This window comes from Novosphingobium sp. HR1a (genome assembly GCF_015594425.1).
Classification (GTDB): Bacteria; Pseudomonadota; Alphaproteobacteria; order Sphingomonadales; family Sphingomonadaceae; genus Novosphingobium; species Novosphingobium resinovorum_A.
Genome location: NZ_JABXWS010000059.1, coordinates 178,044 through 190,452, shown reverse-complemented (window position 1 = coordinate 190,452; position 12,409 = coordinate 178,044). Strand labels below are relative to the sequence as shown.

The following is a 12,409-nucleotide window of genomic DNA, read 5'->3' as shown; positions in this document are numbered from 1 at the left end:
GGGAAATGAACATCCTGCTACTGGGCTCGGGCGGCCGCGAACATGCGCTGGCCTGGAAGCTGGCGCAATCCCCGCGCTGCGATACCCTGTGGGCCGCCCCCGGCAACCCCGGCATTTCGAACCTCGCGACGTGCATCGACCTCGACGCGACCGACCACGCCGCCGTGCTGGCCTTCTGCGAGGCGAACGTCATCGGCCTCGTCGTCATCGGCCCCGAGGCGCCGCTGGTGGACGGCCTTGCCGACTCGCTGCGGGGTGAGGGCTTCGCGGTGTTCGGCCCCAGCAAGGCAGCGGCGCAGCTCGAAGGCTCCAAGGGCTTTACCAAGGACTTGTGCGCCCGCGCCAATATCCCGACCGGCGGCTACGAGCGCGTCTCCAGCGAAGCGGCCGCAATGGCCGCACTGGCGAAGTTCGGCGCCCCCGTCGTCATCAAGGCCGATGGTCTTGCCGCCGGCAAGGGCGTCACCGTGGCGATGACCATGGACGAGGCCGAAGCCGCGTTACGCGACATCTTCGCCGGGCGCTTCGGTGAAGCAGGCGCGGAAGCGGTGATCGAGGAATTCCTCGAGGGCGAGGAAGCCAGCTTCTTCGCGCTGACCGACGGCTCCACCATCGTCCCCTTCGCCTCGGCGCAGGACCACAAGCGCGTCGGCGACGGCGATACCGGCCCCAACACCGGCGGCATGGGCGCCTACAGCCCGGCCAAGGTGCTCACCCCCGAACTGCAGGCCGAGGCGATGACGAAGATCATCGCGCCGACCGTGCGCACCCTCGCCAACGAGGGCATGCCCTATTCCGGCGTCCTGTTCCTCGGCCTGATGCTGACCGCCAAGGGGCCGCAGCTGATCGAGTACAACTGCCGCTTCGGCGACCCGGAATGCCAGGTCATCATGATGCGGCTCGAATCGGACCTCGTCGAACTGCTCCACGCCTGCGCCGAGAACCGCCTTGCCGCGATCGAGCCGCCGCGCTTCTCCGACGACGTCGCGCTGACGGTGGTGATGGCCGCCGACGGCTATCCCGGCACCCCGGCCAAGGGCGGCGCGATCCGCAACGTGGCCGAAGCCGAGGCGGAGGGCGCCAAAGTCTTCCACGCGGGCACCGCGCTGAAGGACGGCGAACTAGTCGCCAGCGGCGGGCGCGTGCTGGCAGTCACCGCCCGTGCGGGCAGCGTGACCGAGGCGCAGGCCAAGGCGTATGCTGCCGTCGATGTCATCGACTTCTCCACCGGCTTCACCCGCCGCGACATCGGCTGGCGCGAAGTGGCGCGCGAAAAGAGCCATGCTTAAGCACGCCGACCCGATCCTGAAGCTGTGCCTCGCGCTCGGCGCCCTGATGGGCGGGGCGGGCGTGGGGTATTACTATGGCATCTACCTGCCCGCGCAGGACATCCACCAGCAGACGCTCGCGATGGCGGAGAAGCAGTCCAGGGCCGCCGAGCAATCGCGCGCGCTGGCCGAACGCGCCCGGCGTGAACAGGAGGCGCAGGCAGCCTACGGACAGTGCACCGATTCCTCCGAAAGTGCCTATCGTCAGCGCTGGACGCAGGCGTGCCAGGCGATGCACGACGCCGACCAGGCCGCCTTCGACGACTGCGCCGACGACCTGTTCAGCACCCGCAGCGGCTGCCTCGCCAAGCACCCGATCCGCCCGGCGCAGGACTGCGCGCTGCCTTCGCAGGCGGCGCAGTCGCTGTCAGCGGCGCGGGATCAGAGGAAGGCGCAGTGCGCAGCGCAATTGCAGAGCGCGCAGCGGGGCGGGCAATAAAACGTCGTCCCAGCGAATGCTGGGTCCGCTGGTCGTGAACAGCCTTGCCATCGTCAAGGCGCCTCGGCGATGGCGCTAGCCTAAAGACAGCCACCGGTCCCGGATCAAGTCCGGGACGACGGTTCCACCTCGCCGTCCACCAGCAGCTTGACCACCATCGCCAGCCGCTTGGCATCCTCGCGCGCCAGATGTTCCTTGGGCAGCAGGCGCTTCGCCTCTTCCAGCGCGGCGACCACCTGCGGGCGCGAATAGCCGCCGTCCTTGAGGAACTCGCCGAGGTAGTGCACCGGAAACGGCAGCTTCGCCCCCACCGCCTGACACAGCACTTCGAGCCAGAATTCGTCGAGATCGGCGTCCGCATAGACCGGGCACCCGGCCACGAACTCGGTCATTTCCGCCAGAACCTGCGCGGGTGGCAGGCCCTCGTCGTCGAGCATCTGCCGGGTGATGCCGTGAAGCTGTTCCGCCTCGTCCGACCAGTCCCAGTAGCGCCAGACCTCGGCAGGTTTGATGAGCCAGGCCCGGTTCGAGCCGTCGATCCGCGCCACCGCGACTTCGATGGGATAGGACTGCCCATATTCGGGCAGGCAGCTCGCTTCGAAGTCGATCAGCGCGGGACAGCTCAAACCGGGTCTCTCCTTACATACGTGCAGCGACGAAGTCCGCGAGGTCACACTCAGGACGCGCGCCGTAGTGCGAGATGATCTCGCTCGCGCAGATTGCGCCCATCTTGAGGCTTTCCTCAAGCCCCTTGCCGCGCACGTGGCCGTAGAGGAAGCCCGCCGCGAACAGATCGCCGGCGCCGGTGGTGTCGACCACGCGCTCGATCGGCTGCGCGGCAACTTCGGCACGCTCGCCGCCCGAGAGCGCCACGGCGCCCTCGGCGCCCTTGGTGACGACCAGCACCGCAACCTTGGCCGCCAGCATCGCGATGCCGTCCTCGAACGAAGACAGGCCGGTCAGCGTCGCCAGCTCGGTCTCGTTGCAGAAGAGGAGGTCGATCAGGCCATCGTCGATCAGCGACAGGAAATCGCCGCGGTGCATATCGATGATGAACGATTCCGACGGCGTGAAGGCGATCTTGCGGCCGGCGGCGCGCGCCGCCGCGATCGCCTTGCGCATCGCCGCGCGCGGCTCGACCGGGTCCCACAGGTAGCCTTCGAGGTAGAGCACGGCCGCCTCGGCGATCGTCGCGTCGGCCACCATGTCGGCGGACAGCAGGTGCGAGGCGCCGAGGAAGGTGTTCATCGTGCGCTGGCCATCGGCGGTGACGAAGATCAGGCAACGCGCGGTCGGCGTCTCGCCGGCGCGGGCGGGAACGTCGAACTCGATGCCGCCGGCGCGGATGTCATGGGTGAAGACCTCGCCCAGCTGATCGTCCGCGACCTGGCCGATGAAGCCGCACTTGGCGCCCAGCGCGGCGAGGCCCGCCAGCGTGTTGGCGGCCGACCCGCCCGAGACTTCGCGGGCCGGGCCCATCGCGTCATAGAGGGTGCGGGCCTGATCGCCGTCGATCAGCTGCATGCCGCCGCGCACCAGGCCGAGTTCCTCGATCTGCGCGTCCGAGCAGTTGCCGATGACGTCGATGATGGCGTTGCCGATGGCGATGACGTCCAGACGGGGTTGCGTCATGGGGTGGGTAAGTCCTTCAGTGGAGGCCGGAAACAGGTCCGGGAATTTCGATTGCCCGAGCGACTAGCGCGCGGCCGGATGCGCTGCAAGGTGACGCAGGTTTACACGGTTGACACGGTCCAGAGGGAAAAGGTGTCACCTTGCGGCGATTTTGAGCCATTTCGGGCCCGAAAGTGTCACCTTGTAAGCCCTGATGTGTCACCTTGTGCCGCAAAGGTGTCACCTTGTGCAGGCGATGTGTCACCTTGCAGGCGCAAAGTGTAACCTTGCGCGCGGCGCAAGTTGACAGGTCTGGGAAACGGGTGATCCGGAACATGGCACCAGAATACCCCGCCGCCGCGTCTGTAGGAAACCCGCCGTTCCCCGCAGGCGCATGGGCTTCGGGCGATGGCCCGTTGACTCGGCCGCGCCCTCGGGCGATGCCGCCTGCAATCATGAGCACTACGTCTTCCGGGAGAGTTCCCCTGCAGCCCCGCTTCCTTCTTCCGCTTGGTGCGGCTGCGCTGGCGCTTGCCCTGTCGGCCTGTTCATCGACCGGCGGCAACGTGGCGAGCACGCCCGCGCCGCCACCCGGCAAACGGATCAAGGGCGTCCCCGTCACCCGCCAGCCGACCCGCGCCGCACCGCGCGACGCCGCCGTGCAGATGGCGCCGGGCCTCGAAGGCGTGATCGGCGCCAACCAGGGCCAGCTCACCCGCATGTTCGGGGAGCCCCGCCTGGACGTGTGGGAAGGCGACGCGCGCAAGCTGCAGTTCACCGGCACCGCCTGCGTGCTCGACGTGTTCCTCTATCCCAGCACCAGCTCGAAGGAGCCGCACGCCACGTACGTGGAAACGCGGCGTTCCTCGGACGGGCAGAACGTGGACCGGGCCGCCTGCGTCGCGGCGCTGAGGGGCAAGTAAGGGCCGACGGGCAAAAAACGCCCATCGGCCCATGCCCGCTCAGAACAGCTTGTAGGCGGTCAGCTTGGCACGCTGCGCCGTCAGCAGCAGATTGCCCGGCGTGATCGCCAGACGGCCGCCGGTCGGCGCCGTCCAGACGATCTTGTGCCCGGCATCCTTGAGGTCGATCGCCCAGGTCTCATTCTCGGTCGAGACGAAGACATGGCTTCCGGTGGCCACGACATTGCCCGCGAACGTGTCCGAAGTGGGAATCGAAGTCGACCACTTGACCTCGCCCGTTGCCGCATTGATCGCGCTCAGCACGTGGGCATCGTCCCGCACGGCGTAGATCGTATCGCCGGCATAGGCGAAGGCCGTCGTGTACCGCGCGATCGAGCGCCACGATGTCGTCTCGGTATTCAGGTCCAGCGCGATCAGCTGGCTGGCCGTATAGAATGTCCGGTTCGCCGAATAGAGAAAGACCTTGCCGCCCGATCCCAGGACCGGCGCGCTGAACCAGTCGTAGCTCTGCTGCTGGTATCCGGAATCGGCGACGCTGCGCACGAGTACGCCGGTGCCCCGGTCGATGACGTCCAGCGCGCGGCCCGAATAGTAATAGACATAGTTGTCATCGACCGCCGGGCTTTCTCCCGCCCACACGCCGTAGCTCCCGAACGTCTCCCAGCGCTTGGCGCCGGACAAGGCATCGAAGCCGTAGACGACGTTGCCGTAGTACCCCGCCGACATGTAGACGGAGCCCGCCGAAGCGACCGGCTGGTTGAATGTCGACCATTGCGACGCGAAGTGCATCTGCTGCTTGAACGCGCCGGTAGCGAGGTCGAACACCCATTGCGGGTTCGTGCCGCTCGAACTCTCCATTGAGGTCACGTGCACCAGCCCGTCGGAGATCGCAGGCCCGCTGAGATAGCCGGAGGCGTAGATCTGCGAGCCCAGATCGTAGTTCCACTTCTCGGCGCCGTCCGCAGCATTGAGGCCGCGCACCGTGCCCCGATACTGCCAGGTCCCGCCGGTCGACGGCTCGACGGTCGTAATAGCCACCATGTCGGCCGTCGCGGCCGGGGCCTGGATCGACTGCCCCGCGTATTCCCAGGCCTTCACGAAGTCCGCGACCTTGTAATTCACCGGCACATAGCCGGTATGCGCACCGTTGCGCTGGAAGGTGCCCCACGCCTGCAGCGGCACGTCGAGGTTGACGGTGAAGGTCTGAGTAGAACCCGGATAGACGGTCCCGCATGTCGCATCGGTGCAGAGGCGGAAGGTCACCTCGGTAGAGGTCTTGCCGCCCGCCGGAAGATCGACGGTGGCGAACTTCACGGTGTAGCCCTGCCCCGCGGCGACCGGCGCACCATCGAGGGCGAAGCGCCGGTCGGAGAACTTCACGTCGGCCACGACATTGCCCGAAGACGATCCGGTGTAGCTGGCGCCGATCTCGAAATGGCCGGTCTGGCCTTCGGCGGAGCTGACGTTCAGCGTCGGGGCTGCCATCGTGACGTTCAACGTCGCCAGGGGCGGAGGGCCTCCGTTGCCATTGCCATCGTCACCGCCGCACGCACCCACCATGGCGGCCGCAGCAATCGCCGCGCCCCAGTACACGATCTTCATGAAATCCCCCGTCCGCCTGCGGGTTGCAGGCGGTCATCGGGTGCATCAGAAAATCCGAAAATACAAGGTAATGAACGAGTTGTAATAACAGGCGGGACAGACGCAAAAACCTCCCGTTCCTGTGCTCCTCACCCCACCCGGATCGGCGGCAGCACGTCCAGACCCGCATCGCCGGCCTCGTCGACCAGTCCTTCGGGGTCCGGGTGGATCAGGATCTCGGTGCCGGGAAATTCCGCCTTCAGCCGCGCTTCCAGCGCATCCATCACCTTATGCGCCTCGCGCACGGTCATGTTCGCGTCGACCCAGACGTGGAACTGCACGAAATCGCGGTTACCCGACGTGCGCGTGCGCAAGTCGTGGACGCCGGTGATGTCGGGATTGCGGGCGAGCACTTCGAGGAAGCGCTGCTTCTTTTCGGCAGGCCACTCGTGGTCCATCAGTTGGTCGAGCACCTCCTCGGACGCCTTCCAGGCGCCCCAGGCCAGCCACAGCGCGATGCCGAGGCCGAACAATGGGTCCGCGCCCGAAACGCCGAGGTACTGGTCGATCACCAGCGCCGCGATCACCGCGACGTTGAGCAGCAGGTCCGACTGGTAATGCACGCTGTCGGTCGCGATCGCGAGGCTGCCGGTCCGGCGGATCACATGGCGCTGCCAGGCGATCAGCGCGAACGTCACAACGATCGCCGCTAGCGAGACGCCGATGCCGGTGCCCGCCGCCTCGACCCTTGCGCCCGCGAAGAAATCCTCCACCGCGCGCGCGGCGATGCCCAGCGCCGAGATCGAGATCAGCACGATCTGGAACAGCGCCGCGATCGCTTCTGCCTTGCCATGACCGAAGCGGTGCTTGTCGTCGGGCGGGTGCGCGGCGATCCACACGCCCAGCAAGGTCGCCACGCTGGCGACAAGGTCGAGCGCGGTGTCGGCCAGGCTCCCCAGCATCGCGGTGGAGCCGGTGGACCATGCCGCCCAGCCCTTGATCGCGATCAGCAACGTTGCCGCGCCGATGCTGGCGAAGGCTGCGCTGCGGTTCAGAGCGCCCCAAGAGGCCGAGGCGTCGCTCACGGATAGAGCAGCGAACTGGCCCAGCCTTCCGGGCCGTGCGCGAAGCGGCGGCGCTCGTGGAGGCGATAGGGGCGGTCGTGCCAGAACTCCATCGCCTGCGGGCGCACGCGCCAGCCGCCCCAGTGCGCGGGACGCTCGACCTCGCCGCCCTCGAAGCGGGCACGCACGTCCTCATAACGAGCGAGGAAGGTTTCACGCGAATCGAGCGGGGCGGACTGGTCGGACGCCACGGCGCCCAGCTGCGAATCGCGGGCGCGCGAATGGAAATAGGCCTCGGCCTCGGCCTCGCTGACGGGCGAAAGGGTGCCTTCGATGCGGATCTGGCGGCGCAGGCTCTTCCAGTGGAACAGCAGCGCGACATGGGGGTTGGCGGCGATCTCCTGCCCCTTGCGGCTGTGGCCATTGGTGTAGAACACGAAGCCGGAGCTGTCGTAGCCCTTGAGCAGCACCATGCGCACCGAGGGCTGGCCGTCCGGCGTCGCGGTGGCGAGTGCCATTGCGTTGGAATCGTTGGGTTCCGTTTCGCGCGCTTCATCGTACCACTGCGTGAACAGCGCGAAGGGATCGCCATGCGGGATAACCTCGCGGGCGTCGGTTTCGGAAGGATGCGCTATGGTCACTGTGCGAATTCCTGCGTTTCGAGATGGGAACCCTTGCGCGGATGCCCGGTTGCACGGGAGATGGCCTTGATCGCGGACAAGTCTCCTGTGCGAACTAGGGAACGCAAACGTTCCGCGCAACCTGCGAGAGCGCTTGTCCAAACCCGCCACGCAACCTAGCTAGGGGCATCATGGCAGCAGATCCCTATACCACCCTTGGCGTGCCCCGCGGTGCGAGCGAAAAGGACATCAAGTCCGCCTACCGCAAGCTGGCGAAGGAACTCCACCCCGACACCAACAAGGACAACCCGGCGGCGGCCGCGCGCTTCAACGACGTGACGCGCGCCTACGACCTGCTGTCCGACAAGACCAAGCGCGCCCAGTTCGACCGGGGCGAGATCGACGCCGAGGGCAACCCGGCCAGCCCCTTCGGCGGCGGCTTCGGCGGAGGCGGCTATGGCGGCGGACCCGGCGGCCAGCGCGGCTTCGGCGGCGGTTTCGGCGCCGAGGAAGGGATCGACCTCGAAGACATCTTCGGCGGCATCTTCGGTGGCGGCGGCCGCGCCGGGATGGGCGGCATGGGAGGCGGCCGGGGCCGCGCCGCGCCCAAGGGCGCCAACGTGAACTACCGCCTTGCCGTGCCGCTGACCGACGCGGCGGAACTGAAGCCCCAGCGCATCACCCTGTCCGACGGCAAGACCATCGACCTCAAGCTGCCCGCGGGCGTCGAGGACGGCACCCAGATGCGCCTTGCGGGCAAGGGCGAGCCCGGCCCCGGCGGCAATGGCGATGCCACCGTCACCGTCCACATCCAGCCGCACGCCTTCTTCCGGCGCGACGGTGACGACTTGCGCCTCGACCTGCCGATCACGCTGGACGAAGCGCTGCTCGGCGCCAAGGTCAAGGCGCCGACGCCTTCGGGAGCGGTGATGCTCTCGGTTCCGGCGGGCTCCAGCTCGGGCAAGGCGCTGCGTCTCAAGGGACGCGGGATGACGCGCAAGGACGGCACGCGCGGCGACCAGTTGATCACCCTGCAGATCACGCTGCCCGAGGGCGATGCAGACCTCGCCGCCCGCCTCGAAGGCTGGCATGACAGCCGCGACGTGCGCGGGAAGTTTGGCGTCTGATCCTGACCATGAAGCGCTGAGCAGGAAGCTGCGGCGCAAGGCGGGACCGGGCACCCGGACCTTCCGCGTAATGGGCCGCGTCGTCTCGGGCACCTGGGACGACGGGTTCATCCATGCGGGCAACCTTGCCTACATGAGCCTGCTGTCGCTGTTCCCCTTCTTCATCGCGCTGGCCGCGATCCTCTCGGCGCTGGGCGAGCAGGACCAGATGGGCGCCTCGATCGACACCATCCTGCGCGCCCTGCCTCCGCGCGTGGGCGACGTGCTGCGCCCGGTGGCCCACGACGTCGCCGCCGCCCGGCACGGCTGGCTGCTGTGGATCGGCGGGTTCCTGGGCATGTGGACCTCTGGCAGCCTGATCGAGACCATCCGCGACATTCTCCACCGCGCCTACGACGCGAAGAAGCGCCACCGCTTCTGGCGATCCCGGCTGGTGTCGAGCGCGGTGATCTTCGGCTCGGTGCTGCTGCTGCTGATCTCGCTGTCCTCGCAAGTGCTGCTCTCGACCGCCGAGACGGTGCTGGCGACGCTGTTCCCCCGGCTCGATACGCTTTCCGAGCAAATGGCGCTCACTACGGCGATGAGCGGAGGCGGCATTTTCGTCTCGATCTATCTGCTGTTCTATCTGCTCACCCCTTCGGCATACCAGAAGCGGCGCTACCGCAAATGGCCCGGAGCGGCGTTCGTCACGCTATGGTGGCTGCTGGTCGCCTGGGCGCTGCCGAAAGTGTTGCAGAGTTTCCTCATGTACGATTTGACGTACGGAAGCCTCGCCGGAGTGATGATCGCGCTTTTCTTTTTCTGGCTTGTCGGCTTAGGGATGGTCATAGGCGCGGAGTTGAACGCGGCGCTCGCGCAGGCGAACGAGGGTACAGGTGTCCCCGTGGAATTCGGCGCGGGTTCCGGCCCGGCGAACGGGCCCAACGATTAAAGTGGTTACAGGAAGAAACGAATGACCGGTCTGATGCACGGCAAGAGGGGGCTCATCATGGGCCTCGCCAACGACAAGTCGCTGGCCTGGGGTATCGCGAAGAAGCTGCACGAACAGGGGGCCGAACTGGCCTTCGCCTATCAGGGCGAGGCGCTGGCCAAGCGGGTGAGGCCGCTGGCGGAAAGCCTCGGCTCCGATTTCCTCATCGACTGCGACGTGTCGAACATGGACGCGATCGACACCGCCTTCGCCACTCTGGCGGAGCGCTGGGAGACGATCGACTTCGTGGTCCACGCCATCGGCTTCTCGGACAAGAACGAGCTGCGCGGCAAGTATGTCGACACCAGCCTCGACAACTTCCTGATGACGATGAACATCTCGGCCTACTCGCTGGTCGCCGTGACCAAGCGCGCGATGGCGATGATGCCGAATGGCGGCTCGATCCTGACGCTGACGTACTACGGCGCCGAGAAGGTCGTGCCGCACTACAACGTCATGGGCGTGGCCAAGGCGGCGCTCGAGGCCTCGGTGAAGTACCTCGCCAACGACCTCGGCCCGCAAGGCATCCGCGTCAATGCGATCTCGGCCGGCCCGATCAAGACGCTGGCCGCCAGCGGCATCGGCGACTTCCGCTACATCCTCAAGTGGAACGAGCTGAACTCGCCGCTGCGCCGCAACACCACGATCGAGGACGTGGGCGGCTCGGGCCTGTACTTCCTGTCGGACTTGTCCTCGGGCGTGACCGGCGAGACGCATCATGTGGACTCGGGTTACCACCTCGTCGGCATGAAGCAGGAAGACGCGCCGGATATCGCGCTGGTCTGAGGGCCTTCTCGAACTGCCGAAGTACAAAAGGCCGGAGCTGATGCTCCGGCCTTTTCCATTTTCGTCGTCCCGGACTTGATCCGGGACCGGTGGCTGTCTTTAGAAGTAAGCGATAGGCAAGGCACCCTGCCGTGGGCCGGGTCGGTCTCGGCCAGCGGTCCCGGATCAAGTCCGGGACGACGAAGTCTCAGCGAACCTCCGCCGCCTTGGCCGGAGCAATGACGTCCACCTTCACCTTCTCCGGCGCGTTGGCTTTCACGAACAGTTGCCATGACGAGACCGCCAGCACCGCCGCCAGCAGCGGCTGCAGCACTTTGTCCGGCGCGCGGGAGGACAGGTAGCTGCCCACCACCACGCCCGGAATCGAGCCGATCAGCAGGTTGGTCAGCAGCGTTCCGTTGACGTCACCCATGATCCAGTGCCCGGTGCCCGCGATCAGCGTCAGCGGCACGGCATGGGCAATGTCCGACCCGACGATGCGTGCCACCGGCAGGCGGGGATAGAGGACGAAGAGCACGGTGACCCCGATCGCTCCCGCCCCCACCGAGGACACCGAAACGGCCACACCGATCAGCGCACCCAGCGCGATCGTGCCGCCAAGTTCCACCATCGGCGAACGCTGCGCGGCACCGTCATGGGCATGGCGGAACAGCCACTTGCGCCCGATGACCGCGAGCGAAGTCAGCGCCAGAAGGCAGGCCAGCGAGAGGAGAATGACGTGCTCCGTGGACTTGCCGACCGAACCCATCCGGGCCATCACCAGCAATGTCACCACGGCGGCGGGCACGCTGCCCATGGCCATGCGGCGCACGATCTTCCACTCCACGCTCTCGCGCGAGCCGTGGACCGCCGATCCGGCGATCTTGGTCACGGCGGCGAACAGCAGGTCGGTGCCCACCGCCGTCTTGGCGCTGACGCCGAACAGCAGCACCAGCAGCGGCGTCATCAGCGAGCCGCCGCCCACCCCGGTCAGTCCGACCAGCAGACCGACGAGCAGCCCCGCGATGGCATGGAAAAAATCGATCGAACCCGTCACGCCCATCGCGAACCCGTATCCTTGCCTGGCTTATGTTGTCGGGCGCCGTTCCAGCCGGTTTGCCCGCCCAAGACAAGCGGAATTCGGGTTTCAGGGGGTGAAGAGGGGCTTGTGAGGCGTCTGCCCCAGCAAAACCGGAACCCTCCTCAACTCGTCATTGCGAGCGTAGCGAAGCAAACCAGGGGAGTATGAAACCGCTCTGGATTGCTTCGCTACGCTCGCAATGACGAAGGTGTGGCGCTTTACTTGACGCTTGGCGGCGGCGGGGTAGCGCCGGCAGCCGCATCCTGCTGCGCCTCCTGGCGCTGGCGCTGCTCGAAGTAGGCCTTCTCCGCTTCCTCGACCCGCGCCTGGTCGGCGGCTGCATCGGCATCGATCGTGGAGAGGCGCTTCTCACGCTCGGCCTGAATCAGTTCGCTGAAGCGGACCTCGGAACCGTTCGCCTTTTCCGCATAGGCACTGTTGATGAGCTGCTGCGTGCAGCCCAGCCAGCCGCCCGAACCCGCCGGCGAACAGCTCTGCGTGCCGAAGCGACCCACGGTTTCGTATGCCTGGACCTTGTTCGCCCATGCCTCGGACTGGGGCTGGTCGATGCCGCGCAGCGGCTCGGGGATGCGGTAGCGTTCTTCCTCGGGCTTGCGCGCGCAGACGGTGATGTCGCCCGAGGCCGATTGCGGGCACGGATCGTCGCCGTAGATGATCAGCTGGTTGACCTTCTCCCCGCCCGGATCGGTAAGCCCGGCGTCCTGTGCAAATGCGGCGGGCGCGACGGCCAGCGAAAGAGCGGCAGCTGCAGCAGTGAGGAGAAGGCGGGTCATCGGTGGCTCCAGCAGGTATCGGCCCGGAGGCGTCATGATCGGGTCGCACCCGATATAGGCAGGCTACGGGTTGAATGACAGCTTAAGAGCGTTTTCTAATCGGGTG

General features: G+C 66.8%; 13 protein-coding genes. 6 read left to right on the top strand and 7 right to left on the bottom strand.

The annotated features are described in order from the left end of the window. Positions 1 to 5: 5 nt before the first annotated feature. Positions 6 to 1,289: a phosphoribosylamine--glycine ligase gene (purD, locus tag HWN72_RS16835; RefSeq protein ID WP_211150768.1), complete on the top strand. Its 1,284-nt coding sequence runs from the start codon at positions 6 to 8 to the stop codon at positions 1,287 to 1,289. Further along, entirely contained in the window at positions 1,282 to 1,767 is a 486-nt protein-coding gene (locus HWN72_RS16830; protein WP_008830884.1) for a hypothetical protein, read from the top strand. Before purD ends, HWN72_RS16830 begins: the two co-directional genes overlap by 8 nt. 104 nt (positions 1,768 to 1,871) lie before the next feature. Here HWN72_RS16830 and HWN72_RS16825 read toward each other — a convergent pair whose 3' ends face one another. Further along, the gene (locus HWN72_RS16825; RefSeq protein WP_008830883.1) at positions 1,872 to 2,393 is read right to left on the bottom strand and encodes a hypothetical protein; all 522 of its coding nucleotides are present in this window, start codon (positions 2,391 to 2,393) and stop codon (positions 1,872 to 1,874) included. Between the two features lie 13 nt (positions 2,394 to 2,406). Then, on the bottom strand, positions 2,407 to 3,399 hold the full coding sequence (locus tag HWN72_RS16820; protein WP_008830882.1) for an adenosine kinase: 993 nt from the start codon (positions 3,397 to 3,399) through the stop codon (positions 2,407 to 2,409). 434 nt (positions 3,400 to 3,833) lie between these two features. On the opposite strand from HWN72_RS16820, the gene HWN72_RS16815 reads away from it, so the two are divergent. Next, positions 3,834 to 4,301, top strand: a complete 468-nt coding sequence (locus HWN72_RS16815; RefSeq protein ID WP_211150767.1) for a hypothetical protein — start codon at positions 3,834 to 3,836, stop codon at positions 4,299 to 4,301. Between the two features lie 39 nt (positions 4,302 to 4,340). Here the strand turns inward: HWN72_RS16815 and HWN72_RS16810 are convergent, their stop codons facing one another. From HWN72_RS16810 to pdxH, 3 genes are all read right to left on the bottom strand, one after another. Next, positions 4,341 to 5,903, bottom strand: coding sequence for a PQQ-binding-like beta-propeller repeat protein (locus HWN72_RS16810; RefSeq protein ID WP_008829655.1), 1,563 nt, complete (start codon positions 5,901 to 5,903; stop codon positions 4,341 to 4,343). A gap of 128 nt (positions 5,904 to 6,031) precedes the next feature. Beyond that, a complete protein-coding gene (locus HWN72_RS16805) occupies positions 6,032 to 6,967 on the bottom strand; it encodes a cation diffusion facilitator family transporter (RefSeq protein WP_036525591.1) in 936 nt (311 codons plus the stop codon). After that, the gene (gene pdxH, locus HWN72_RS16800; RefSeq protein WP_211150766.1) at positions 6,964 to 7,587 is read right to left on the bottom strand and encodes a pyridoxamine 5'-phosphate oxidase; all 624 of its coding nucleotides are present in this window, start codon (positions 7,585 to 7,587) and stop codon (positions 6,964 to 6,966) included. The genes HWN72_RS16805 and pdxH overlap by 4 nt, the downstream gene beginning before the upstream one ends. A gap of 170 nt (positions 7,588 to 7,757) precedes the next feature. Here pdxH and HWN72_RS16795 point away from each other — a divergent pair, with 170 nt between their 5' ends. From HWN72_RS16795 to fabI, 3 genes are read left to right on the top strand one after another with little or no spacing between them, the layout of a single operon-like run. Then, a complete protein-coding gene (locus tag HWN72_RS16795; protein ID WP_036525592.1) occupies positions 7,758 to 8,693 on the top strand; it encodes a DnaJ C-terminal domain-containing protein in 936 nt (311 codons plus the stop codon). Then, entirely contained in the window at positions 8,683 to 9,624 is a 942-nt protein-coding gene (locus HWN72_RS16790) for a YihY/virulence factor BrkB family protein (protein ID WP_036525593.1), read from the top strand. The genes HWN72_RS16795 and HWN72_RS16790 overlap by 11 nt, the downstream gene beginning before the upstream one ends. A gap of 21 nt (positions 9,625 to 9,645) precedes the next feature. Beyond that, positions 9,646 to 10,449: an enoyl-ACP reductase FabI gene (gene fabI / locus HWN72_RS16785; RefSeq protein ID WP_008829650.1), complete on the top strand. Its 804-nt coding sequence runs from the start codon at positions 9,646 to 9,648 to the stop codon at positions 10,447 to 10,449. Between the two features lie 187 nt (positions 10,450 to 10,636). Here fabI and HWN72_RS16780 read toward each other — a convergent pair whose 3' ends face one another. Both HWN72_RS16780 and HWN72_RS16775 read right to left on the bottom strand, forming a co-directional pair. Further along, positions 10,637 to 11,491 (bottom strand): sulfite exporter TauE/SafE family protein, encoded by an 855-nt coding sequence (locus HWN72_RS16780; RefSeq protein WP_211150765.1) that lies wholly within the window; start codon positions 11,489 to 11,491, stop codon positions 10,637 to 10,639. Positions 11,492 to 11,727: 236 nt separating this feature from the next. Then, a complete protein-coding gene (locus HWN72_RS16775) occupies positions 11,728 to 12,303 on the bottom strand; it encodes a hypothetical protein (RefSeq protein WP_036525596.1) in 576 nt (191 codons plus the stop codon). Between the last annotated feature and the right edge of the window lie 106 nt (positions 12,304 to 12,409).